Annotated in this window: 22 protein-coding genes; all 22 read left to right on the top strand. The window is 46.3% G+C overall.

Features of this window, described 5'->3' with window-relative positions; translation table 11 throughout:
- Positions 1-140 precede the first annotated feature (140 nt).
- The 22 genes from WFI24_RS26140 to WFI24_RS26035 all read left to right on the top strand — a co-directional run bounded on the left by WFI24_RS26140 (position 141) and on the right by WFI24_RS26035 (position 26,224).
- Positions 141-4,460, top strand: a complete 4,320-nt coding sequence (locus WFI24_RS26140; RefSeq protein ID WP_336764915.1) for a PolC-type DNA polymerase III — start codon at positions 141-143, stop codon at positions 4,458-4,460.
- Positions 4,461-4,717: 257 nt separating this feature from the next.
- A complete protein-coding gene (gene rimP / locus WFI24_RS26135; RefSeq protein ID WP_062833826.1) occupies positions 4,718-5,179 on the top strand; it encodes a ribosome maturation factor RimP in 462 nt (153 codons plus the stop codon).
- Between the two features lie 123 nt (positions 5,180-5,302).
- On the top strand, positions 5,303-6,400 hold the full coding sequence (nusA, locus tag WFI24_RS26130) for a transcription termination factor NusA (RefSeq protein WP_062833827.1): 1,098 nt from the start codon (positions 5,303-5,305) through the stop codon (positions 6,398-6,400).
- Between the two features lie 25 nt (positions 6,401-6,425).
- The gene (gene rnpM, locus WFI24_RS26125; RefSeq protein WP_036609307.1) at positions 6,426-6,731 is read left to right on the top strand and encodes an RNase P modulator RnpM; all 306 of its coding nucleotides are present in this window, start codon (positions 6,426-6,428) and stop codon (positions 6,729-6,731) included.
- Entirely contained in the window at positions 6,724-7,053 is a 330-nt protein-coding gene (locus tag WFI24_RS26120) for a YlxQ family RNA-binding protein (protein ID WP_336764914.1), read from the top strand. The genes rnpM and WFI24_RS26120 overlap by 8 nt, the downstream gene beginning before the upstream one ends.
- Complete coding sequence (gene infB, locus WFI24_RS26115; RefSeq protein WP_336764913.1) at positions 7,046-9,631, top strand: translation initiation factor IF-2; 2,586 nt, start codon at positions 7,046-7,048, stop codon at positions 9,629-9,631. The genes WFI24_RS26120 and infB overlap by 8 nt, the downstream gene beginning before the upstream one ends.
- 25 nt (positions 9,632-9,656) lie before the next feature.
- Positions 9,657-10,016, top strand: a complete 360-nt coding sequence (gene rbfA / locus WFI24_RS26110; protein ID WP_062833829.1) for a 30S ribosome-binding factor RbfA — start codon at positions 9,657-9,659, stop codon at positions 10,014-10,016.
- A gap of 19 nt (positions 10,017-10,035) precedes the next feature.
- A complete protein-coding gene (locus WFI24_RS26105) occupies positions 10,036-11,013 on the top strand; it encodes a DHH family phosphoesterase (protein WP_336764912.1) in 978 nt (325 codons plus the stop codon).
- Positions 11,007-11,930: a tRNA pseudouridine(55) synthase TruB gene (truB, locus tag WFI24_RS26100; protein ID WP_336764911.1), complete on the top strand. Its 924-nt coding sequence runs from the start codon at positions 11,007-11,009 to the stop codon at positions 11,928-11,930. The genes WFI24_RS26105 and truB overlap by 7 nt, the downstream gene beginning before the upstream one ends.
- 70 nt (positions 11,931-12,000) lie before the next feature.
- Complete coding sequence (locus WFI24_RS26095) at positions 12,001-12,939, top strand: bifunctional riboflavin kinase/FAD synthetase (protein WP_442956268.1); 939 nt, start codon at positions 12,001-12,003, stop codon at positions 12,937-12,939.
- A gap of 158 nt (positions 12,940-13,097) precedes the next feature.
- A complete protein-coding gene (gene rpsO, locus WFI24_RS26090; protein ID WP_056700672.1) occupies positions 13,098-13,367 on the top strand; it encodes a 30S ribosomal protein S15 in 270 nt (89 codons plus the stop codon).
- Between the two features lie 257 nt (positions 13,368-13,624).
- Positions 13,625-15,727, top strand: coding sequence for a polyribonucleotide nucleotidyltransferase (pnp, locus tag WFI24_RS26085; protein WP_307537653.1), 2,103 nt, complete (start codon positions 13,625-13,627; stop codon positions 15,725-15,727).
- Positions 15,728-15,902: 175 nt separating this feature from the next.
- Positions 15,903-16,898: a polysaccharide deacetylase family protein gene (locus WFI24_RS26080; RefSeq protein ID WP_336764910.1), complete on the top strand. Its 996-nt coding sequence runs from the start codon at positions 15,903-15,905 to the stop codon at positions 16,896-16,898.
- A 97-nt stretch (positions 16,899-16,995) separates the two neighbouring features.
- Positions 16,996-18,279, top strand: coding sequence for a M16 family metallopeptidase (locus tag WFI24_RS26075; protein WP_062833834.1), 1,284 nt, complete (start codon positions 16,996-16,998; stop codon positions 18,277-18,279).
- Positions 18,239-18,685 carry a dUTP diphosphatase gene (dut, locus tag WFI24_RS26070; RefSeq protein WP_186327706.1) on the top strand — a complete coding sequence of 149 codons (447 nt, stop codon included), beginning with the start codon at positions 18,239-18,241 and terminating at the stop codon, positions 18,683-18,685. The genes WFI24_RS26075 and dut overlap by 41 nt, the downstream gene beginning before the upstream one ends.
- A 155-nt stretch (positions 18,686-18,840) precedes the next feature.
- Entirely contained in the window at positions 18,841-19,740 is a 900-nt protein-coding gene (dpsA, locus tag WFI24_RS26065; RefSeq protein WP_145318818.1) for a dipicolinate synthase subunit DpsA, read from the top strand.
- Positions 19,737-20,333 carry a dipicolinate synthase subunit B gene (locus WFI24_RS26060; RefSeq protein WP_336764909.1) on the top strand — a complete coding sequence of 199 codons (597 nt, stop codon included), beginning with the start codon at positions 19,737-19,739 and terminating at the stop codon, positions 20,331-20,333. The genes dpsA and WFI24_RS26060 overlap by 4 nt, the downstream gene beginning before the upstream one ends.
- A gap of 380 nt (positions 20,334-20,713) precedes the next feature.
- A complete protein-coding gene (gene dapG, locus WFI24_RS26055; protein ID WP_062833837.1) occupies positions 20,714-21,931 on the top strand; it encodes an aspartate kinase in 1,218 nt (405 codons plus the stop codon).
- A gap of 47 nt (positions 21,932-21,978) precedes the next feature.
- The gene (gene dapA, locus WFI24_RS26050; RefSeq protein WP_336764908.1) at positions 21,979-22,857 is read left to right on the top strand and encodes a 4-hydroxy-tetrahydrodipicolinate synthase; all 879 of its coding nucleotides are present in this window, start codon (positions 21,979-21,981) and stop codon (positions 22,855-22,857) included.
- A gap of 473 nt (positions 22,858-23,330) precedes the next feature.
- Complete coding sequence (locus WFI24_RS26045; RefSeq protein ID WP_076208870.1) at positions 23,331-25,010, top strand: ribonuclease J; 1,680 nt, start codon at positions 23,331-23,333, stop codon at positions 25,008-25,010.
- A gap of 279 nt (positions 25,011-25,289) precedes the next feature.
- A complete protein-coding gene (locus WFI24_RS26040) occupies positions 25,290-25,997 on the top strand; it encodes a ClpP family protease (RefSeq protein WP_145321357.1) in 708 nt (235 codons plus the stop codon).
- Entirely contained in the window at positions 25,994-26,224 is a 231-nt protein-coding gene (locus tag WFI24_RS26035; protein ID WP_336764907.1) for a YlzJ-like family protein, read from the top strand. The genes WFI24_RS26040 and WFI24_RS26035 overlap by 4 nt, the downstream gene beginning before the upstream one ends.
- Positions 26,225-26,247 lie beyond the last annotated feature (23 nt).

The raw sequence follows: 26,247 nt of genomic DNA, 5'->3' as shown, positions 1-26,247 counted from the left end.
TGACGAAAAGCACTTATTCACCGGTTGAGTAATGAATGGAGAGCTTCTGTCGGATAAAATGAGTCGGTGCGAGTTCGGATCGGTGACATTTTTGAATGCAGGGGCTTTTCATGCTTTAAGGGGGTACAAGGAGGAACACGATGAGCGGATTCGAAGAGAAGAGAAAACGGTTTGAGTTGTTGATGAAACAGGCAGAGCTTCCAGCTGGTCTGTTAGAGCCCTATTTTTTGGATGGATGGATTGAACAAGTAGAGACTAACCGCAGTAATCGGGAGTGGAATATCCTGATTGCGAAGGATACATTGGTACCCGCTCCAATTTATCGCACATTTTGTCTGCATATTCAGGAGAAGATGAATCATATCGCCAAGATCTCATTTGGCTTCAAATATACGGACCAAGTACAAAATGGCGATATCGTCAGTGAATATTGGAATCTGTTTCTGGAGTGGGTTACCCGTGAGATTCCATCTGTAAATGGTTGGATGAACCGGACAACCTTTGAATGTGAAGAGGATCTCCTGCAACTGACAATGAGTGATGCAACGTCGATGGAATTGGCTCGTAAGAAACAGATTGATCAGGCTATTACGAAATTCTATGACAAGTACTTCCATCTCCCTCTTCGCATCAAGATGCAAGTGGGCGAAGTGGCAAGCAATAAAGAGGCCATGGAACAGTTCCAGGCCCAAAAACGTGTAGAGGAACTTGAGGTCATCGAGAAGATGATGAGTGAAGTGGACACAGAAATCCCGGTGGATGAGGAGCAGGGCGATCTGCGTTTGCAGATGGGTTACGATATTAAGGAGCCACCAGTGCCCATGCAGGAAATCCAGGATGAAGAGAAAAAGGTCACGCTGCAAGGTTCTGTATTTGGTCTGGATCGCAAAGAATTGCGAAACGGAAATACGTTGTTTACCTTCTACCTGACCGACTTTACGGACTCCATGCAAATGAAGATGTTTGCCAAAACAAAAGAGGATGTTAAAATTCTCAGTTTGCTGGCTAACGGTAAATGGGTGAAAGTGCGTGGCCGTGTAGAGTATGACCGGTTTATGCAGATTCCTGAACTCGCCATGATCCCTTCAGATCTGATAGAAGTCAAAGCACCGCCGTCTCGCAAGGATAATGCACCAGAGAAACGGGTAGAGTTCCATTTGCATTCTACGATGAGCACGATGGATGCTGTAACTTCGATCGACAAATACGTGAAAATGGCAGCGGAGTGGGGACACAAGGCGATTGCTGTCAGTGATCATGGTGGTGTACAGGTATATCCTGAGGCTTCCAAGGCTGCCAAGAAAAATGGGATTAAAATGATCTACGGCCTTGAGGCCAATGTAGTGAATGACTCCGTTGCAGTCGTAATGGCTCCACAGCCATTGGATCTCCAAACAGCGACATACATCGTATTTGATATCGAGACTACAGGTCTTTCAGTTACACAGAACAAAATTATTGAGATCGCCGCTGTGAAGATGCAAGATGGTAAAGAAATCGACCGGTATGCGACTTTTGTGAACCCGCATGAACGCATTCCTTACAATATTCAGCAATTGACTAATATTAATGATGACATGGTAAAAGACGCGCCTGAATTGGAGCCAGTGATCCGAGAGTTTGTACAGTTTGCCGGAGATGGTGTACTTGTTGCGCATAATGCACGTTTTGATATGGGCTTTATTCAAGCTTCCCTGAAGCAGATTGGAATGCCAGAGCTTCCTAACCCTGTCCTTGACACGTTGGAACTGGCACGATTATTATTTCCAAAAAATAAGAACCACCGTCTGAATACGATGGCGGATAAATATAAAGTTGGACTTGAAAGTCATCACCGGGCCATTGATGATACGGTTGCTCTTGCAGGTATACTGATCGGATTACTAAATGATGCTGCCCAGATGAAAGGAATAACGAGGCTTGATCGCCTGAACGATTATGTAGGTGTCGACTTGTCGAATACAAGACCTTTCCATTGCGGAATCTATGCACTGAATGAAGTCGGCAAGAAAAATCTCTATAAACTGGTATCTCTCTCTCATACGGAACATTTCAAGCGGGTACCTTGCATTCCCAAGTCGAAACTGATTAATTTGCGTGAAGGACTCGTTATTATATCGGGTTGTGAAAAAGGTGAGTTCTTTGAAGCGGTGCTTAACAAATCGCTCGAAGAAGCGGAAGAGATCGCCGAGTTCTATGACATATTGGAGATCCAACCACTTACAATGTATATGCATTTGGTGGATAAAGGGTTGGTGGCTACACCTGAAGAAATCAAAACAGCGATCCGTAAAGTCATTGATATCGGGTCGAAATTGGGTAAGCCGGTTATAGCGACAGGCAATGTGCACTATTTGGAACCCCGTGACAAACTATATCGGGATATCACCATTCACGGCATTACAGGATTTAGTCCACTGAAAGATCAACGGAAACCGGATGCACATTTCAGAACGACGGAGGAAATGCTGGAAGAGTTCCAGTTCCTGGGCCAAGATAAAGCTTACGAAGTCGTGGTTACGAATACGGTGGAATTGTCTGACCGATTTGAAGAAATCAAGCTGTTTCCGGACAAACTGTTTACTCCGATTCTGGAAGGTGCCGACGATGAAATTCGTAATACCTGCTATGACACTGCCAAGTCCATCTATGGTGAGGAATTGCCTGAAGTTATCGTGGCACGATTAGAGAAAGAACTGATTCCAATTATTAAATATGGTTTCTCTGCCAACTATCTGATCTCGGAACGGTTGGTTAAAAAATCGAATCAGGATGGTTATCTTGTAGGTTCGCGGGGATCGGTCGGCTCCTCTGTCGTGGCTACATTCCTAGGTATATCCGAAGTTAATCCATTGCCCGCTCACTATATTTGTGTGAATTCAGAATGCAAGCACAGTGAGTGGTTCCTAGACGGTAGTGTTCGGAGTGGATTTGACCTTCCCGAGAAAGAATGCCCAGATTGTGGTGGCACACTTAAAGGAGAAGGCCAGGATATTCCGTTTGAGACCTTCCTTGGATTTAAAGGAGATAAAGTTCCCGATATTGACTTGAACTTCTCTGGTGATTATCAGCCTCATGCGCATAACTATACGAAAGTACTGTTTAGTGAAAAAAGTGTTTTTCGTGCGGGGACCATTGGTACGGTGGCTGAGAAAACAGCATTTGGTTTTGCCAAGAAGTATGAGGAAGAACATCACAAGAAATGGCGTGGAGCCGAATTGAATCGTTTGGCTTCTGGGTGTACTGGGGTAAAACGGAGCACGGGACAGCATCCCGGCGGTATTGTCGTGGTACCTGATTATATTGAGGTCGAAGATGTCACACCTGTTCAGTTCCCGGCAGATGACGTTAATGCGGAGTGGAAAACAACACACTTTGATTATCATGCTTTTGAGGAAAACTTGCTGAAACTTGATATTCTTGGGCACGATGATCCGACTATGATGCGGATGTTGCAGGATTTGACAGGTGTTGATCCTACAAGCATTCCGATGAATGATCCCAAAGTTATGAGCATGTTTAACTCAACCGAGGCTCTGGGTGTTACACCTGAACAGATTCGCTCCCCTGTTGCGACGTTTGGGGTGCCGGAGATGGGGACGAAATTCGTTCGTCAGATGCTTATCGAATCCCAGCCGACATCTTTTGCCGATTTACTTCAGATTTCGGGATTGTCCCATGGTACAGGTGTATGGCTTGGGAATGCTCAGGATCTGATAAAGAATGGAACATGTAACATCAAGACGGTAATTGGCTGTCGGGATGACATCATGTTGTTCCTGATTTATAAGGCAGGTATGGACGCGAGTCTGGCTTTCAAAATTACGGAGAGTGTTCGTAAAGGGCGTGGTCTGCCTCAGGAATGGATCGATGAGATGAAGAATTGTAAAGTGCCTCAATGGTACATCGATTCATGTCTCAAAATCCAGTACATGTTCCCGAAGGCCCACGCGGCCGCTTATGTTATTTCGGCAGTACGTACTGCGTTCTTCAAGCTGTATCATCCCATTGAATATTACGCAACTTACTTTACCGTTCGGGCGGATGAGATTGATATTGAACTCATGTGTCAGGGATATGAAGCGATCTATCGCAAAATTGTAGAGATCGAGCAATTAGGTTTCCAGGCACCACCGAAAGAGAAAAACATGTTACCTGTCCTTGAAATGGGTTTGGAAATGGCAGCGCGCGGATTCTCACTTAAACCAATTGACTTATATCGTTCGGAAGCTACGAAATTTATCGTTGACGGGAAAACATTAATCCCTCCGTTCTCCGCGTTGGCAGGAATCGGAGACAATGCTGCACGTAATATTGCTGCGGCAAGAGAACATGGTGAATTCCTGTCAGTGGAAGATTTCCAGCAGAAGTCGAAAGCGAGTAAGACGATTGTTGAACTCCTGTCGACTATGGGGTGTTTCCGCGGTTTACCAGAGAGCAACCAACTTTCCCTGTTCTAGGATTAGATTTGAATCATGGACAAGTGTTTGGCGGGGGATGCGTAATTTTTCCTTCATTAGTAAGTAAACTGTCTGAATCATCGCTTACTTGTCACTATTACCAGACTATGTTATAATTTTTGAAGTGAACGAGATAGTACGAATTTCTAAAGAGTGGGGAAACCCACTCTTTAGTCTTTGGTATACAAGAATCTTGGGTATTTAATAATCTGCCAGTGCTTTTTTGCTGGTGTAACCTAAGTTGGAGGTTATTGGTTTTGAGCACAACGAACATTAAATCTACCGTGGAAGAAATGATCCAACCCTACTTGAACGAACAAGGCTTCGAGCTGGTTGACATCGAATACGTCAAAGAAGGCAGCAACTGGTTTTTGCGGGTGTATGTCGACAAAGAGGGTGGCATCGACATCGACGATTGCGTCTTGATCAGCGAAAAGCTGAGCGCCAAGCTGGATGAGAACGATCCGATTCCAACCATCTATTTCCTTGAAGTGTCTTCTCCCGGTGCGGAGCGTCCACTGAAAAAACCTGAGGACGTTACCAAAGCTGTAGGAAAAAATGTTTTTGTTACAACCTACGAGCCGGTGAACGGATTGAAGGAATTTGAAGGCAAGTTGCTTTCTTTTGATGACGGGGAACTCGTGATCGAGGCAGGCAAGAAACAGCATGCCATTTCTTATGATAAGGTTGCCAGTGCGCGCCTAGCTATTTTGTTTTAAGTGCCTTGTTCACTTTATTAATGAAAAAGACACATCTCACGATAACGGCAAGGTGCTCACGAGTTCAGAGCCTTTCGCCGTTTTACGTATGAGATGCCATGTTTGAAAGGGGGATCAACATTCATGAGTATGGATTTTATTGAAGCAATGAATGAATTGGAACGGGAAAAAGGGATCAGCAAGGATGTGCTGTTTGAAGCGATCGAGGCTGCACTAATTTCCAGCTACAAGCGGAATTTCAACACAGCCCAGAATGTGCGTGTTGACATGAACCGTAATACGGGAGTTATCCGGGTGTATGCCCGTAAATTGATCGTGGAAGAAGTCCTGGATTCACGTACTGAAATTTCATTGCCTGCTGCACGAGAAATCAACCCTCACTTCCAGCTGGAAGATATTGCGGAGATTGAAGTTACGCCGCGTGATTTCGGACGTATCGCCGCACAAACTGCCAAACAGGTGGTGACCCAGCGGATTCGTGAAGCCGAACGCGGCCTGATCTACAACGCTTTCGTAGACAAGGAAGAGGATATCGTTACGGGAGTGGTGCAGCGTCAGGATTTGCGCAATATCTACATCGATCTGGGCAAAATCGAAGCGGCTTTACCGCTGACCGAATTGATGCCGAACGAGAAGTTTGTTCATGGTGACCGTATTAAGGCGTATATCACCAAGGTCGAGAATACGACTAAAGGGCCGCAAATCATATTGTCCCGTACTCATCCGGGCCTCTTGAAACGTCTCTTTGAACTGGAAGTGCCTGAGATCTTCGACGGTGTAGTTGAGATTCGCTCCGTCGCTCGCGAAGCAGGGTTCCGCTCCAAGATTGCCGTTCATTCCCGCAACGAGGAAGTTGATCCAGTTGGATCTTGTGTAGGTCCTAAGGGAATGCGCGTGCAGACCATTGTGGGTGAGCTGCGCGGTGAAAAAATCGACATCGTTCGTTTCTCCGATCAGGTAGACGAATATGTTGCTAATGCACTGAGTCCTTCCAAAGTATTGGAAGTTCATGTATTTGAGGAAGAAAAGATGGCTCGGGTTATCGTTCCGGACTATCAACTGTCGCTCGCAATTGGTATCAAAGGCCAAAATGCCAGATTGGCAGCCAAATTAACCGGCTGGAAAATCGACATTAAGAGCGAGAGCCAGGCGGAACAGGAATTCGGCAGAGAAAAAGATTCTTCTTCTGAAATGCATCAGGATTCCGTCTCCGTCGACTAAAGTAAAGTACGGGGGGCGCTGACGTATGAAACCAAAAAAAGTGCCGCTGCGCAAATGTGTGGCATGCCAGGAAATGATGCCCAAAAAGCAGCTGATCCGCATCGTTAAAACGCCAGAGGATGAAGTGCTGATCGATTTGACTGGCAAAAAATCCGGACGTGGTGCCTATTTATGCGGCAAAGAGTCCTGTTTTAAGCTCGCACTCAAAAACCGGGCTTTGGATCGGGCGTTAAAAGGCAAAGTCTCACCTGAAATTTACGAGCAATTAGCAGCTGATTTCATCGCAGTTGAGGATGAATTCATAGCAGCACAGGAGCGTGAACATGACTAATATTAAAACGCTGTCTTATCTGGGACTCGCTATGCGTGCAGGTAAACTTGTAACAGGTGAAGAAATTGTACTTAAAGCGATCCGTTCTTCCGAAGCTAAGATGGTTATTGTTGCGGGTGACGCCTCAGCCAATACACAAAAGAAATTTCGCGATAAATGTGGAACTTATAAGGTTCCTCTGTTAATCGGATTTGACCGGGATAGTTTAGGTTCAAGTATCGGTAAAGACACGCGTGTTGTTCTTGCAGTAACGGATCGAGGGTTTGCAAAAATGATCTCCAAGCAAGTCGGTATAATGTCGGAGGTGGAGTATATTGAGTAAACAGGAAAACAAGGATAAATTGCGAGTTTATGAATATGCGAAGTCCCTTAATATGAGTAGTAAAGAAATTATAACCATTCTTAAAAAGCTGGAAATTCCCGTAAACAATCATATGAGTGTCATGGAGAATGGATCAGTCGGTAAGGTGGAACAATTTTTTAAAGATATAAAATCCACTGCTGCTTCCAAACAAGGCAACGAAGCAAAACCAGTTGCTACTTCGGCAGTACGCAGTGACAAAACAGTGGACAGCAACAAGCCGGCCGGCGGAGTGAACACGCCGAATAGCAGTAACACATCCGGTAGTCCCGTACAAACAAAAATACAACAGGAAAAGCAGGTAGGTATGAACAATAGACCAAATTCCAACAATAACAATGGCACCCAAAGACCCAGCGGCCAAGACAGCCGCAACAGAACGAACTCTTCCCAAGGCTCAAGCCAAGGAGGACAATCAACTAACCGTCCTAGACCAGCTCAAGGTGGACAAAGCAGTACTGCATCCCGTCCGCAAGGATCGGGTCAACGTCCGGCTAACAGCGGTGGCGGCCAAGTAAGACCTTCAGGACCTAACAGTGGTGGCAATACAGGTACTGGCGGCAACCGTAGCGGTAGCCAAGGTCAGAGCCAAGGACAAGGCCAACGTAGAAGCGGCCCAGGTGGCACAACTGGCAACAACAATAATAGTGGCAACCGTTCTAACAGCGGTGGCGGTGGACGTCGTTATGATGACAATCGTGGCGGTAACTTCCGTGGTAACCGTGGTGGTAAGAACAACCGCAACAGAAATCAACAACAGTACCAACAACGCGAGAAAATTGATAACACACCTAAGAAAATCATCGTTCGTGGTGATATGACTGTAGGCGAAACGGCGAAGTTGCTCCATAAGGATGCTTCCGAAGTTATCAAAAAGCTCATCGCTATGGGTGTTATGGCAACAATCAACCAAGAGCTTGATATCGAAACGATCCTTCTGCTTTCAGGTGAATTCGGTGTTGAGGTCGAAGTGAAGATTGTGCTTGAAGATGACCGTTTCGAGACGCTGGAAGAGAATGATGATGCTGCTGACTTGCAGGCTCGTCCACCAGTAGTTACGATCATGGGTCACGTTGACCATGGTAAAACGACTTTGCTGGATGCTATTCGTTCCACGAATGTAACAGGCGGCGAAGCAGGCGGTATCACGCAACATATCGGTGCATACCAAGTCGAGATCAACAGCAAAAAGATCACGTTCTTGGATACTCCGGGTCACGAAGCGTTTACAGCGATGCGTGCGCGTGGTGCACAGGTTACGGATATGACGATTATTGTCGTAGCAGCAGATGACGGTGTTATGCCACAAACCATTGAGGCCATTAACCATGCCAAAGCTGCTGGACTTCCAATTATCGTTGCTGTCAATAAAATTGACAAACCGGGTGCCGATCCGGATAAAGTGAAACAAGAATTGACCAACTATGAACTCGTTCCGGAAGAGTGGGGCGGAGATACCATCTTTGTTAACGTATCAGCGAAACAAAGAATGGGTCTGGAAGGTCTGCTTGAAATGATTTTGCTCGTTGCAGAAGTGAACGAATACAAAGCGAACCCGGACAAACGTGCCCGTGGTACAGTGATTGAAGCTGAGCTGGATAAAGGACGTGGCCCAGTTGCCCGTATCCTCGTACAGCACGGTACATTGAAAGTCGGAGATGCTTTCGTAGCAGGTAACTGCTTCGGTCGTGTTCGCGCGATGGTCAATGACAAAGGTCGCCGTCTGAAAGAAGCTGGACCTTCGACACCTGTAGAAATCACAGGTCTGACTGAAGTTCCAGGTGCGGGAGATCCATTCATGGTATTTGAAGATGAGCGCAAAGCGCGTTCCATCGCTGACAAACGTGCGATTACGCAACGTGAATCCGATCTGGGTACGCATACTCGTGTAACATTGGATGATCTGTTCCAGCACATCAAAGATGGCGAGATCAAAGATCTGAACGTAATCATCAAAGGTGACGTACAAGGTTCGGTTGAAGCATTGAAAGGTTCCCTTGCGAAGATCGAAGTTGAAGGTGTACGCGTGAAAATCATTCATAGCGGCGCTGGTGCAATCACCGAGTCCGACATCATTTTGGCTGCAGCATCCAATGCCATCGTCATTGGTTTCAACGTACGTCCTGAAAACCAAGCGAAAGCAACAGCAGATCAGGAGCAAGTTGATATTCGTCTGCATCGCGTAATCTACAGTGTTATCGAAGAAATTGAACAAGCGATGAAAGGTATGCTTGATCCGATCTACAAAGAAAAAGTTATCGGTCATGCTGAAGTTCGGAGCACGTTCTCGATCAGTAAAGTCGGTACCATTGCTGGATGTATGGTTACCTCGGGTAAAATTACGCGTTCTGCGGAAGCACGCCTGATTCGTGATGGCATCGTCCTTTACGAAGGCAAGCTGGATTCCCTGAAACGTTACAAAGATGATGCTAAAGAAGTAGCCCAAGGTTACGAGTGTGGTATCACGCTGGATAAATATAATGATCTCAAAGAGGGCGACGTTATTGAAGCCTTCATTATGGAGACAGTACAACGATAAGCAAGGAAGCATGAGGTGAACAACAATGGCTAAGATTCGTACAGGTAGAGTGGGCGAGCAGATCAAGAAAGAATTGAGTCTGCTCATCCAGTCTGAACTGAAAGATCCACGTATCGGCTTTATTACCGTAACGGGAGTCGAAGTGACAGGAGACTTGTCGCAAGCCAAAGTTTATCTGAGTGTCTTCGGTGAACAGGAACAAAAAGATAACTCGCTCAAAGCACTGGCAAAGGCAAATGGATTTTTGCGTTCCGAGCTGGGCAAACGTATTCGATTTCGTCATGTTCCCGAGTTGATATTCAAGATCGACGAATCGATCGCTTATGGTAGCCGAATTGAGAAGCTGCTTGGCGATATTGGTTCCGACAAGAACGAATCCCAGTAACAGAATAGAGGAGACGGCAATGCACACTTATGAACAGGCGCTCCAGGCCGGAAAGCAATTTCTGCTGGAGCATGATGATTACCTGGTCGTGTCGCATGTACAGCCGGACGGTGACGCAGTCAGCTCGACGGTAACGGTGGGCTGGCTGCTGTCATGTCTGGGCAAGACATTCACGATGATTAATGAAGGTGAAATCCCGCAGCGCATGCATTTTTTGTGGGAAGCCGGCAACATTGTGAACATGACCGAACAACCACCGCAGCGAAAATATAAAGCTGTGATCTGTGTGGATTGTGCAGACTTTGCCAGAGTAGGCTTGACGCGTCATTATTTCGAAGAAGATGCTGTTATTTTGAATATTGATCATCACCCTACGAATGACGCTTATGGTACAGTCAACATTATTAAGTCCGATGCTGCTGCAACGGCTGAAATTTTGTTCGATTTTCTTAATCTGTTCCAAGTGGCATGGGATAAAGATGTTGCCACGGCAGTTTATACCGGATTGCTTACGGATACAGGTGGGTTCCGCTATGCCAATACCAGTCCAAATGTAATGACAACCGCTTCCAGACTGCTAGAACATGGCGTGGATGGACCTTATCTCGCCCAGACCTTGCTGGAGCAGGTGACTCTTCCACAAGTTCGGATTTTGAATCAAGCACTATCAAGCCTGAAGATGACAGATGATGGCAAGATAGCCTGGGTCGTTATTACACCAGATGATATGGTGGCTTGCGGAGCAGCTAATGAAGATCTTGAAGGAGTAGTGAACTATCCCCGCAATATTCAAGGCGTGGAAGTTGGTATCTTTTTCAAAGTCATCAATGATAATGCCGTGAAGGTTTCTCTTCGTTCGGCTGGCAAAATTGATGTTGCTGCGTTAGCACAGACCTTTGGTGGAGGCGGGCATGTTCTCGCAGCCGGATGTCGCCTGGAAGGCAATCTTGAAGATATTGTGGCTAAAGTGCTGAAGCAGGTGAATTCACAATGGTAAAACCATTTGAAGGTATACTTCCGGTGTATAAACCGGCAGGATTTACGTCTCATGATGTCGTGGCCAAAATGCGTCGTATTCTCAAAATGAAACGCATTGGTCATACAGGCACACTGGACCCGCAGGTTACTGGTGTTCTGCCGCTCTGTCTCGGAAGGGCAACACGCGTCGTTGAGTACATGCAGGAGCTCCCGAAGGAATACCTGGCAACGCTCAGATTGGGTCTGTCTACAGACACAGAGGACATGACTGGGGAAGTTATTGAACGGTCTGAAACGACTGTAGAAGTAACAGAGGAACAGGTTCAACAGGTACTTGAGCAGTTCCTGGGCACGATCTCTCAGGTCCCACCCATGTATTCTGCGGTAAAAGTAGATGGCAAACGTCTCTATGAACTTGCTCGTGAAGGGAAAACGGTAGAGCGTAAGAGCCGTGAGGTCACAATCTATGAGCTTGAGCTTACAGGGATTGAGACTCAGGGCGATACCATCGATATATCCTTCCGGGCCTTATGTTCAAAAGGTACCTATATCCGGACGTTGTGTGTAGACATCGGCCGACAACTCGGGTATCCATCGACCATGGTTCGACTGGAGCGTACGATATCAGCGGGTATCTCTGCAGATCGTTGTCTTCGAATTGAAGAAGTGGAACAACTTATGGCCGACGGAACTTTGGCAGATGCGCTGATTCCAGTTGACGAGGCAATTGCTTCTATTCCAGCCCACAAGGTTGGAGAAGAACAGACCAAAGGAGCACTCCAAGGTCAGAAACTGGCTGCACGTCTTCTGGAACCGCCTGTAGAGCAACCTGGTTTACTACGGTTGTACACTCAGGATGGTACGTTTCTGGGGATATTTGAACGGGATGAACTAAAACCAACGGTGAGGGCAGTTAAAGTCTTTTTGCCGGAATAAAGAGGTCTCGGGCTTGGAGTCATGGTGATGATCAAGTTTGGCCTATCAAGTGAAATGCAGGTGAATGATTGTGAAAACCGTAATGCTAACCTATCCGCAGACGTTACATTCGACTGAGCTGAGCCCACTTCCCCAAGTGCTCGCGATCGGTCAATTCGACGGACTGCATCTCGGACATGCAAGTGTCATTTTGTCAGCTGTCCGCATTGCGCGCGAAACGGGCATGCAGGCAGCGGTCATGACCTTTCATCCACATCCGAAGGAAGTTATGCGCAAAGGGGATTACGAGGGTAGTTTAACTCCCTTGAGAGATAAAAAAGACATCTTAGCAGGAATGGGCGTTGATGTGCTCTATGTGGTGGAATTCAATGAAGAATTCTCACAGCTGACACCTCAACAGTTCGTTCATGATCTGTTGATCCCTCTTCAGACACGAACAGCCGTGGTCGGTTTTGACTTCCGTTTTGGTCACAAGGGAGCAGGGGATGAACAGCTTCTTCGTACATTGGGAGAAGGACAAATGACGGTGGAGACCGTTCCTGCCTTTCTGTTAAATGGTCAAAAAGTGAGCAGTTCTCTCATTCGTGGTCTGTTGAAGCGCGGGGAGATGGATGAGGCCAGTCAGTGGCTTGGTCGACCTTATAGCATCAGAGGAACTGTCATTCACGGGGAGAAGCGTGGACGAACCATTGGATTTCCAACAGCGAACCTTGAACTCACGGATCATTACGTCACACCGTCAAAGGGTGTTTACGCTGTTCGGGTACAGTATGGCGAACAGGAACTGCATGGTGTGATGAATCTCGGTGTGAAACCTACGTTTCACGAAAGTGGCATGAAACCTACGTTTGAAGTGCACTTGCTGGATTTTGATGGACAATTGTATGATCAGGAATTAAAAGTTGAGCTTGTTCACTATATCCGCGCAGAACGAAAGTTTGACTCCATTGATGCATTGATTAGTCAGATTCGGGAAGATGCATTAACTGCTGGTCGCCTGTTATCTTAAGGTTCAGGAATCAATGCATGTTTACATTTACTTTGACTGGGCAATTATGATATACTGTACTACGTTGTCGTTTAGGACAACAATAACCTTGGCTTGGTTACTTGCTCTCACCGGCGGTGACGAGGCTAATGGCGATTATATTGAAGGAGGTGAACAGGATGGCATTGACTCAAGAACGTAAACAACAACTGATCGACGAGCACAAAACTCACGAGTCCGATACAGGATCTCCAGAGGTGCAAGTTGCTATCCTTACGGAAAACATCAGAAGTTTGACAGACCACTTGCGTACGCATAAGAAAGACCACCACTCACGTCGTGGACTTTTGAAAATGGTAGGTCAACGTCGTAAGCTTTTGGCTTACGTGAAAAACAAAGATGTTAAACGTTACAGCGCACTGATCGAAAAACTCGGATTGCGTCGTTAATTATCGTACATGTTTTCAAAACCAACCTGGCTGTTATCCGTCATTCTTTTGTCTAAAAGGACAAGCGGAACTTACAGCCGGGTTGTTTTGTAGATGAACATGTTGCCATATATTTGTAGATGGGGCTCCGTGAGGAGCTTTTGTTGTGCAGATTAGCATGTTTTAAGATCTTACATAGCTAATGAATGCAGGACAAGCAGGAAATACTGTGAATATGCAGAATCCATTGAGTTAGGACGAATAAAAGGAGGAATTTCATGGAACAGCGTGTTGAAATGCAGCTTGGCGGAAGAAAGCTTACGTTTGAAACCGGGCGTTTGGCCAAGCAGGCTAATGCTGCCGTTAAGGTAACATACGGGGATACCGTTGTATTGTGTACCGTGACAGCATCAAGTGAGCCGAAAGATTTGGACTTTTTCCCATTAACGGTGAACTATGAAGAAAGATTGTACGCCGTAGGTAAAATTCCGGGTGGATTTATTAAACGTGAAGGCAGACCGAGTGAGAAAGCCATTCTTTCAAGCCGTCTGACAGACCGTCCAATTCGTCCATTGTTCCCGGAAGGCTTCCGGAATGATGTACAAGTTCTGAATATCGTTATGAGTGTGGATCAAGACTGTGAACCGCAAATCGCTGCAATGATCGGTACATCAGCTGCACTGAGCATCTCGGATGTTCCATTCAGCGGACCTATTGGTGGCGTGAAAGTTGGACGTATTAATGGTGAGTTCATCATTAATCCAACGATTGCACAGCTTGAAGTCAGTGAACTTGAGTTGGTGGTTGCAGGAACTAAAGATGCCATCATGATGGTTGAGGCTGAAGCTAACGAATTACCGGAAGAAGTAATGCTTGAAGCAATCATGTTCGGACATGACGAGATCAAAAACATTGTTGCGGTAATCGAACAACTCGTACAAGTTGCCGGCAAAGAAAAAATGGCTGTTAAGTTGCATGCCGTTAATGCTGAAGTCAACAGCAGTGTACGTGATTTTGCAAGCGCTCGTCTGGTTGAAGCGGTTAAAATTGCTGAGAAGCATGCTCGTCAAGATGCAATCGATCTAGTGAATGACGAAACCGTTGCTCACTTTGAAGAGAAATATATTGAAAGTCCTGAATTGCTCAAAGACGTGAAGGAAGTCCTGCACGATATCGTTAAAGAAGAAGTGCGTCGTCTGATCACACATGACAAAGTTCGTCCGGATGGACGTGGACTTGCTGAGATTCGTCCAATCGAATGTGATACTTCCCTGCTGCCACGTACGCATGGTTCAGGTTTGTTCACACGTGGTCAAACACAAGCACTTAGTATCTGTACACTTGGTGCATTGGGCGATGTTCAGATTTTGGACGGAATCAGCCTTGAAGAAACGAAACGTTTCATGCATCACTATAACTTCCCACCATTCAGCGTAGGTGAAGCTCGTCCATTGCGTGCTCCAGGCCGTCGCGAAATCGGACATGGTGCTCTGGGTGAGCGTGCGCTTTCCAAAGTAATCCCTTCCGAAACAGACTTCCCATACACGATTCGTCTGGTATCCGAAGTTCTGGAATCCAACGGTTCAACTTCCCAGGCAAGTATCTGTGCCAGCACACTAGCTATGATGGATGCAGGTGTACCAATCAAAGCTCCAGTTGCGGGTGTAGCTATGGGTCTGATTAAAGATGGAGATCATGTATCCATTCTGAGTGATATTCAAGGTATGGAAGATCACTTGGGTGACATGGACTTCAAAGTAGCCGGAACACCTGAAGGTGTAACTGCAATCCAAATGGACATCAAAATTGATGGGATCGATCGTCAAATTTTGTCTGAAGCATTGGCTCAAGCCAAAGAAGGTCGTTTGCACATCTTGAGCAAAATGACTGAAGTGATGAATACTCCACGTGAGCAGTTATCACAATATGCGCCTAAAATTACGACTATGCATATCAATCCGGACAAAATCCGTGATGTTATCGGTGCAGGTGGTAAAATTATCAATAAAATCATCGAAGAAACCGGTGTTAAAATTGATATTGAACAGGATGGACGTGTCTTTATTGCTTCTTCCAACCAGGAGATGAATGATAAAGCCAAAGCGATTATCGAAGGTATTGTGCGCGAAGTATTGGTCGGCGAGATCTATGTCGGTAAAGTAAAACGCGTTGAGAAATTCGGTGCATTCGTAGAAGTGCTTCCAAATAAAGAAGGTCTGGTACACATCTCACAACTATCAACTGAACGTGTTGCCAAAGTTGAAGATGTTGTAGCCATTGGAGATTCCATTACGGTGAAAGTAACGGAAATTGACCCACAAGGTCGAATCAACTTGTCCCGTAAAGCAGTTTTGACGGCTGAAGCTCCGGCTCAATCTTAGGATACCGAAGCGGCAGGCTATAAATGGATAGATTGAATGAAGAGACAGAATGTGAATTTTCTGGCTCTTTTTTTAACGCATAAATATGTTAAGTAAGGATAAACCATGGCTTTGTAATCATATTCTTGCCCTTGTCCTCATATGATGGGGACAAAGACGGCGGGAGGATGGAGCTGTGGGAAACCAATCCAAAAAACTGGCGGCTGTTCTGGCGGGTGTGACTGCGGTCATATTGATCGGACAAGTTGGCAGTGTACGTACATACATTACGGAAATCCGTGATGGGCCAGGTACGCAGAATGCTTTTGATATGTTCAAAGAAGCGACCGGAGAAGATGCCCTGTTGTCGGCAATTCGGGATAAAGCGGCCGAAACGAGAATTGCTCCGGTGAATGCCAGAGTGGATCGGGTATGGAAAGCCATTCCTGGCTATAATGGCATGGAGATTGATGTGGAAGCGACATACCGTAAGGCATTGAGTGGAACGTTGAATACTAAGATAGCGTATGTCTATCGTCAGATTCAGCCGGAGATTCAGCTTAAGGATTTGGGCGCACATCCGATCTATCGGGGGAATGCGAGCAAGCCGATGGTTTCTTTTATGATTAATGTGGCCTGGGGGAACGAATATATTATACCGATGCTGGCTACGCTTGATGCCGAGAAAGTGAAGGCCACTTTTTTTCTGGATGGAAGCTGGTTAAGCAAAAACGTTGAGCTAGCCAAGGAGATTCAGAAGCGTGGGCATGAGTTATCCAATCATGCGTATTCTCACCCTAATATGAGTCGATTGAGCGCAGAACGGGCCAAGCTGGAAATTAGCAAAACCCAGGATCTGCTCCATAAAACACTGGGTGTAGAGAATCGTTGGTTTGCTCCGCCTTCCGGTGACTTTAATCAGAAGACCGTTGACATTGCTTCATCCATGGGACTGCAAACCGTGTTATGGACAGTAGATACTGTGGATTGGCGTAAGCCAAGCCCGGATGCCGTTGTTGCTAAAATTGCAAAAAATACCGAGGCAGGCACGTTAATTCTAATGCACCCTACAGCTGCTTCTTCGGGAGCTTTAAAGGGCATGATTCAATCCATACGGGCCAAAGGTCTGGTGCTCGGAACAGTAAGTGAGACGTTGTCTTCGGAACGTGTAAATACGTCTGCGGTTGAGTGAACGTGTTTTTTTTGTTAATATCAAAAAGTTGGAACCAAATGTCGATTTCAATTTTAATTGAGATCAAGGCAATTATAGAGATGTAGGAGGGCCAACCATGAAAAAAATTCAGCTGGGCAATGGCCTCAGAGTTGTCATGGAACAGATACCGACCTGCCGTTCTGTGTCTTTCGGAATATGGGTCAAGACAGGTTCGCGCAATGAGCAACCTGCAAGTAACGGAGTATCACATTTTATTGAACACATGTTGTTCAAAGGAACAGATCGTTATGATGCCAAGGCGATTGCGGAGCAATTTGATGCTATTGGTGGTAATGTGAACGCGTTCACTTCCAAAGAATACACATGTTATTACGCTAAAGTATTGGATGAACATTTGCCGATTGCGGTTGATGTGTTGTCTGATATGTTTTTCCGCTCCAAAATGGATGATGGTGAGTTGATCAAGGAGAAAAACGTCATTCTGGAAGAAATCTCAATGTATGAAGATACGCCGGATGATATGGTTCATGATCTGATGGCCTTGGCCGCATATGGTGAGCACCCGCTAGCTTACCCTATTCTGGGTACGGAAGAACGTCTTAAAGCGATGGATTCCAGCCATCTGCGTGCATATATGAAGGAGCACTACACAATTGAGAACACGGTCATTAGTATCGCGGGTAATATTGATGATAGTGTAATCGATCTGATGGAGAAACATTTTGGTGCTTTTGATGTAAATGGAGTAACGGAAGCAGTCACGATGCCGGCATTCCAGAGCGGACAGCTTTTCCACAAAAAGAAAACGGAACAGAACCATATCTGTATCTCGTTCCCGGGTTGTAAAATCGGAGATCCACTGCAATTCGCTATGGTTGTTCTGAATAACGCTATTGGTGGAGGCATGAGCTCCAGATTGTTCCAGGAAATTCGTGAGAAACGGGGTCTTGCGTACTCCGTGTATTCCTATCATAGCTCTCATGCGGACAGTGGGCTTTTCACAATATACGCGGGTACAGCACCGAAACAGACAAAAGAAGTGCTCGATCTAACCAAAGAGGTTTTGCGTGACCTGGCTGTAAACGGCTTGTCCGAAGATGAACTTCGTAAAGGAAAAGAGCAACTGAAGGGCAGTCTGATTCTTAGCTTGGAAAGCACAGGCAGTCGCATGAATCGTCTGGGCAAAAATGAGCTGATGCTGGGCAGACACCATACGCTGGATGAGATGATCACTAAAATTGAGCAAGTTACAATGGATGATATTAACGCGGTACTCGATCTGATGTTCGCCGAGCCGTTTGCACTTGCCATGGTTGGTGCTTCAGATAAGACGATCGCTGGATTGAGAAGGGATGATTTTGTTGCATTACGTTCAAATACAGAAACTGCCGGGCAATGAAGATATTAAATTGCCACAAAAAATGTCGGAACTGGCATCCGGTTTTGATGTAGTAGCTGCACTGCAGGAAGAGGTTGTTCTGCAACCGGGACAGCGTACATTGATTCCAACGGGGCTTGCGATGGCAATGCCTGCTGGCTTAGAAGCACAGATCCGTCCTAGGAGCGGACTGGCTTTCAAACATGGAATTACCTGCCTCAACACACCGGGTACCATCGATGCGGATTATCGCGGAGAAGTTAAAGTGCTGTTGATTAATCTGGGTCAGGAACCGTTCACGATTGTAAGAGGAGAGCGTATCGCACAGATCGTCTTCCAGACTGTACCTACAGTTGAATTGACGGAAGTAGATGAACTTTCGGAAACGGTACGTGGCGAAGGCGGATTTGGTCATACCGGGAAATAAATAGCGTGAGTGCTCCCATTCTTTGGAGTCGTCCCTGACAGGGGCGGCTCTTTTTTACGTTCAAGATGCGGTAGTCGAATGCATTATTGTTTTCACCCCCCTGTGGGCCTCTGCATACGATAAGGCATACATGTGGTGAAAGGAGTGACGTCCCGATGCTGACCGGAGTCCGGATTGTAGTCCTGGGCGGAGATGCGCGGCAGCTTGAAGTCATTCAAAAGTGCGCTGAGCTGGATGCAACGGTAAGTGTGGTGGGTTTCGACAAACTGGAGCGTTCCATTCCAGGTATCGAACACCAGGAACTGGAGGACGAAGTGTTTGCTTCGGCAGATGTACTGGTGCTACCTGTCGTCGGTTGTGATGATCAGGGGAAAGTAAGTACTTCGTTCAGTGACACACCGATCTATTTGAAAAAGGAACATGTCGCAGCATTGCCGGAGCATTGCATTGTGTTCACGGGTATGGCAAAACCATTCTTGCGTGAACTTTGTCTAGATAACGGGTTGCGACTTGTCGAAGTACTTGATCGTGATGATATTGCACTTTACAACTCTATTCCAACGGCTGAGGGAGCCATCGCCATAGCTATTCGGGAGACGGACTTCACAATCCATGGTTCGGAATGCATCGTGCTTGGTATCGGTCGAACAGGGTTCACTATGGCCAAAACACTGCAGGGACTTGGAGCAAATGTACGGGTAGGAATCAGGCGGAAAGAGGATGTTGCCCGCGCTACAATAATGGGCTGGAAGCCTTTCATGACAACGGATTTGGCCGCTCAAACCGGGGAAGTTGACTTGCTTTTTAATACGATACCGACTATGATAATCACAGCACAAATCCTGTCCAGAATGCCGCAAAAGGCTGTCATTATTGACCTCGCATCCGCTCCTGGCGGCTGTGATTTCAGGTATGCCGACAAACGCGGTATCAAAGCGCTACTTGCACCTGGCCTCCCCGGCATTGTTGCTCCCAAAACGGCTGGCGGCATTATTGCCGACGCGTTGATCCGTTTGCTTTTGGAAGAACAGAACGCACGGGAGGTTAAATCATGAACTGGCAGGGAAAAACGGTAGGTTATGCAATTACGGGTTCTCATTGTACGTTTGAAGAGGTTATGCCGGTAATTAGCCGCTTCGTGGCTGAAGGTGCCAATGTCATTCCGATTATTTCGAATTCGGTTCTGACGACGGATACACGCTTCGGCACGGCGCAAAATTGGCAAAAACAGTTGAAAGATATAACAGGTAATGATATCATTTCTACAATTGTTGAAGCGGAGCCATTAGGGCCTTCCAAACTGCTTGATGTGCTGGTCATTGCTCCCTGCACAGGCAATACAACAAGCAAACTGGCTAATGCGATGACCGACAGTCCAGTGCTAATGGCAGCCAAAGCACAGATGCGTAATCAGCGTCCGCTTGTGCTCGCTATTTCCACGAATGACGGTCTGGGCTTGAATGCTGCGAATATAGCCAAACTGCTCGTGGCCAAATATTTGTATTTTGTGCCATTTGGGCAAGACGATCCAGTGAAAAAACCAAACTCGTTAGTCGCCAAAATGGAATTGATTCCAGAGGCTTGCTGGAGTGCGCTTGAGGGCAAACAGCTACAGCCGATGATTGTGCAGCGTTCTTTACAGGCTTGATGGAACAATGACAGGGTGACAACGTTTATGCGCTTGGAGAAATGAATAAGGGGTTTGAGAGACAAAGAAAATCATGGGGGACGATATGCTGGCTTGATCAGCTACTTGTGTCCACGTTCCTGCCTATAAGGGCATTCCTGCTTGCCGGTATCAAGGTTAAGCAAGCGGGAGAGGTCTAGTGTGAATGAATGCGTCATGATCTCGATAACAACCGCGACCTTTGATTTGCGATTGTCCCAGACAATTACAAAATAACAAGGAGCGGCATGGAATGCCGTATAAATTGCTGAAATTATCGCATCAGAACGCTCCCTAGGGTGATCCATTTGTTGATTTGACCCGTGTCCAGTCTTCTTGCGTACACAAATGGAGGAATAAAGATGCGTATCATGGTACAGAAATTCGGAGGCACGTCTCTCTCCACTGTTCAGGCGAGAGAGCATGTGCTCCGTCACGTTAAACGTGAACTTGAGGCAGGATTGAGTCTGGTCATCGTGGTGTCTGCGATGGGGCGCCGCGGCGAGCCATATGCGACTGATACGTTGCTGGACTGGGCTGCTCAGAACGGAAACGCACTATCCGCACGCGAAAAGGATTTACTGCTGTGCTGTGGTGAAATCATATCTGCAACAACGTTGAGCAGTTTGCTCGAACATGAAGGCATTCCAACTACAGTGCTGACCGGTGCACAAGCGGGTTTTGTGACGGACGACAATTTCGGGAATGCCCGAATATTGGATGTCCGTCCTGTTCGTGTGTTGGAGCAGCTTCAGCTTGGACGCGTCGTTATTGTAACCGGATTCCAAGGCCAGACGGAGAATGGAGACTTCACGACATTGGGTCGTGGGGGAAGTGATACGTCGGCAACAGCTCTTGGTGCAGCATTACGTGCCGAAATGGTAGATATCTACACGGATGTAAACGGGATACTCACTGCTGATCCACGGATTGTTGAGGATGCGCGCCCACTGACTGTTGTGAGTTATGCAGAGATCTGTAACATGGCCCACCACGGTGCCAAGGTAATCCATCCACGTGCGGTTGAGATTGCCATGCAATCACAGATTCCAGTGCGGGTAAGATCTACTTTTGCGGATACGGAAGGAACGCTGGTCACGCATCCGGAAGGATTCCAGGATGTGCAGACAGGCATTGTTGACCGTTATGTAACAGGTATCGCCTATGTAAGCAATGTAACGCAAATTACGGTGGATGTGCCTGGTGGTGCAGATCGATTGCAACTGAAAGTGTTCAAAACCATGGCTGAGAATTCGATCAGCGTTGATTTTATTAATGTTACCCCCTCGGGAGTTGTCTATACGGTTTTTGACAGTGATTCTGAGAAAGCCATACATGTATTGCAGGAGATTGGTCTTAAGCCACAAAGCTTGTCCGGTTGTGCCAAAGTTTCCGTCATAGGCGGAGGCATTAATGGTGTACCTGGAATCATGGCTCGTATTGTGGAGTCCTTAACACTGGCAGACATTCAGATCCTGCAATCAGCGGATTCGAATACAACAATCTGGGTACTCGTAAAAAAAGAAGATATGGTTCAGGCCCTGAGGGCACTTCACGCCTCGTTCGAACTTCATTTGTAAGTAACTGAAGTTAGAGGAGCCAAACCTGTTTTGAAGGAGGAATCGAATTGGACTTTGGAAGATTGATTACAGCAATGGTCACTCCGTTCAATGAACAAGGAGAGATTCATTGGGAAGAAACGGCACGTCTCATCGACTATCTGATTGTAGATCAAAAGTCGGAGACGCTCGTCGTTTCTGGAACAACAGGGGAGTCTCCAACACTTAGTGATACTGAGAAAGTTCAATTATTCGAATTTGCAGTGAAACATGCGGCCGGTCGGTGCAAAATTATAGCCGGTACGGGAAGCAACAACACAGCACATTCCATCCATTTAACACAGGAAGCTGAACGTGCCGGAGTGGATGGCATATTACTGGTTGTTCCGTATTACAACAAACCGAGCCAGGAAGGTTTGTTCAAACATTTTGAAGCGATTGCGGGCTCTACCAAGCTGCCTATTATGCTTTACAACGTGCCAGGGCGCACAGTAACCAGCCTGTCAGCTGCAACAACGCTTCGTCTTGCACAGATTCCTAACATTGTCGCTACGAAGGAATGTGCGTCTATGGAGCAGGTGACGTTAATCGCAGCAAGTGCTCCGGAGCATTTCAGAGTTTATTCCGGTGATGATGCTTCAGGCTTACCAGCGATCTCGGTTGGTGCTCATGGGATCGTCAGTGTAGCGAGTCATGTCGTAGGTGCAGAGATGAAGAAAATGATTGATGCCTTCTACGGTGGGGCGCCCCTTCAAGCTGCTCAGATTCATCAGCAGCTGTTTCCGGTATTCAAAGGTCTGTTTGAGTGTCCACAACCATTACCGAACCCCGTAGCGGTGAAATATGCGCTGACATTGCGTGGTTTGAATGTCGGGTCTGTACGTTTGCCTCTTATTCCTCCAACGGAAGAGGAGCAGGTATATATCAAAGGTCTGCTTAATTTGTAATCAGTAGTTGCATATGGAACTATTTTATTAATTATGGGATATCCATCAGATCAGCAAAAGAACCGCTCCTCTTAGTCGAGGTTGCGGTTCTTTTTTTGATGCGTAATGTGAGGTTTCTTTTTCATTGCTAAGGGGAAACCTACAGGTTAACGAGAGAGTGACTTGTTTTTTTTGTTTTTAATCATGTATAATGATGTCAAGTGACTGGGTGCGGTATTTTTTTGAAATTGAAAGCGACATCGTTTCGTGGTGTGGCTTTGCGGTGAAAAAGGAAGGAACGGCTAAGAGGGCATTTCAATCCAACTTGTTGGTATAAGGGAATAACTTCGAAGAACTTCTTCCAGATATCGTGAATAAAGGTGTTCTTTTGCATTCATCCCGATAGGTGGGCATGTAATGTATGGACTACTTTTCTTAACTTACAATAAATAATAAGGTACGACGTCCAACTACCATAGGAGGTTTAGATTCATTTGTCTAAGAAAAATAATAACGATAAACTGATGATTTTTGCTTTGGGCGGCGTAGGCGAGATTGGTAAAAACATGTACGTCATCCAATACGCTAACGACATTGTAGTCGTAGATGCTGGTCTTAAATTCCCTGAAGAAGATATGCTTGGTATTGATATTGTCATTCCTGACATTTCTTACCTAACTGAGAACCGTGATAAAGTAAGAGGAATTATCCTTACTCACGGACATGAGGATCACATTGGTGGTCTGCCATATGTTCTCAAACATCTGAATGTTCCTGTATACGGAACAAGACTTACGCTTGGACTTGTAGAAAACAAGTTGAAAGAAGCGAACTTGCTGGGTGAAACAAAACGTATTCTGATTGATGCTGATTCCGAGATCCAACTTGGATCTGTTCTGAAAGCATCGTTCTTCGCTACTAACCATAGTATTCCGGATTCCGTTGGTGTATGTGTCGAAACACCGGAAGGTGCAGTAGTTCATACAGGTGACTTCAAATTTGACCACACTCCAGTCAATGGTCAATATGCAGATCTTCAGCGTATGGCGCAGATCGGAACCAATGGCGTGCTTGCGCTTTTGTCCGATAGTACGAACGCTGAGAAACCTGGATTCACACCATCGGAGAAAAATGTGGGTATCGTTCTGGAAGATATTTTCCGTAAAGCAAGCCAACGCGTTGTTGTAGCAACATTTGCTTCCAACGTACACCGTATCCAACAGGTGATCAACGCAGCAGAAGTAACTGGACGTAAAGTTGCAGTTATCGGACGCAGCATGGTTAATGTGGTCGGTATTGCTTCTGAGCTGGGTTACCTTGAGATTCCGGATGGCATGATCATTGAACCTGAAGAAGTAGGCAAGATGGCTGCTGATCGTGTCGTGATTCTCTGTACAGGAAGCCAAGGCGAGCCAATGTCAGCATTGACACGCATGGCTCGTTCCACGCACCGTAAAGTGGACATCCTGCCAGGCGACACCGTAATTATCGCAGCAACACCAGTTCCAGGTAATGAAAAATATGTAGGCCGTACGATTGATGAACTGTTCCGTCTGGGTGCTAACGTGCATTACAGCGGTGCTAACAGTGGCGTTCACGTATCTGGTCACGGTAGCCAGGAAGAGCTGAAACTGATGCTCAACCTGATGAAACCGAAATTCTTCTTGCCAATTCACGGTGAATTCCGTATGCAGCGCCGTCACGCAGTTCTTGCTGAATCTGTGGGTGTTGAGCCGGAAAATATTTTCATCACGGATATTGGTGAAGTGATTGAAATTCAAGGTGGAGCAGCTCGTAGAGCAGGTAAAGTTACTGCAGGTAACGTGTTGATCGACGGCTTGGGTGTAGGTGACGTAGGTAACATTGTACTTCGTGATCGCAAATTGTTGTCACAAGATGGTATTCTTGTTGTCGTAGTAACACTGAGCAAACAGGATGGAAAAATTGTTTCCGGTCCTGACATCATCTCCCGCGGATTTGTGTATGTACGCGAATCGGAAGGCCTACTGGATGAGGCTAACCGGATCGTAAGCAGCACATTGCAGAAGTTGATGAGTGAGAACGTTAACGAGTGGGCTTCACTCAAAACGAATGTCAAAGATGCACTGGGACGCTTCCTGTATGAGCAAACTCGTCGCAGACCGATGATTTTGCCAATCATTATGGAAGTTTAAAATAGGCTAAACAAAAAACATATATTCAGGCACACAGTCGCCCCTTCTCTACGAGTAATATTGGACGGTTCCTCGTAGAGAAGGGGCTTTTTTGCGTTTTTCAAGGAGATCGCCACAATGTGAAGCAATTTAAGGTTGCGGGTATAAGGCGGTTGGAAAATTCCCCATACTAAGGAAATACATTAAATGTTTCTGGAGAAGGGGATTAATGAAATGAATGAACGTATGAATGACAAGCAGGCGTCAAAATCCAATCAGCCGGAGGTTGAAGCACCGGAAATGCCGATCAGGGAGGAGAAGGACATCTCTCCCGTGACGGAGGCTATTCAGCAATTTGGGCAGACACAGTCGCCAGCAGGCGAATCGAACATCTTCTGTATGACCATTATTGGACAGGTGGAAGGGCATTTAATTTTGCCACCACAAAATAAAACAACAAAGTACGAGCATATTATTCCACAGCTTGTCGCTGCAGAGCAGAATCAGCGTATTGAAGGTATTCTGATCATTCTGAACACGGTAGGTGGAGATGTAGAGGCGGGTCTGGCTATTGCAGAGATGATTGCTTCTCTGAGCAAACCTACGGTTACTGTGGTCATTGGAGGCGGGCATAGCATTGGAGTTCCGATCGCTGTAGCTTCAACGTATTCTCTCATTGCTGGAAGTGCCACGATGACGATCCATCCCATTCGTATGAACGGTCTTGTCATTGGTGTACCTCAGACATTTGAGTACATGGAGAAAATGCAGGAACGGGTTGTTCGTTTCGTCACTTCACATTCAAATATATCTGAAGAGATGTTCAAGGAACTGATGTTTAAGACCGGTGAGTTGAACCGGGATATTGGTACAGCTGTAGGAAGCGCAGATGCAGTGAAATATGGACTAATGGATGCAGTTGGCGGCATTGGTCAGGCAATTGCGCAGTTAAATCAGCTCATAGGCGACAACAGACAGACCCTGCAAGCGGGAGGTTATACCCAATGACACTATACACCGTGATGCCCCCTGAACAACTATGGTCAGGTATGTGGAAAGAGAGTGAAGATACGAGAGAGATCAAGATGAATGGATTATTAATGCAGGTGAGACCAGTGAATGATAATGAAGCTGTTATTGTACGATTGCTGGATTGTCCACTTGAAGCCTATCTCAATCCTGCCAATATGCCGGGTTCAACCATCCCGCTTTCCGGTAACTCGGGTTCAGCATAACACGACGAATTCAGACAAATTGA

Source organism: Paenibacillus sp. USHLN196, assembly GCF_037144955.1.
In the GTDB taxonomy this organism is placed as follows: domain Bacteria; phylum Bacillota; class Bacilli; order Paenibacillales; family Paenibacillaceae; genus Paenibacillus; species Paenibacillus xylanexedens_C.
The sequence above is the reverse complement of the archived record's forward strand: the minus strand, read 5'-3'. Positions and strand labels throughout refer to the sequence as shown.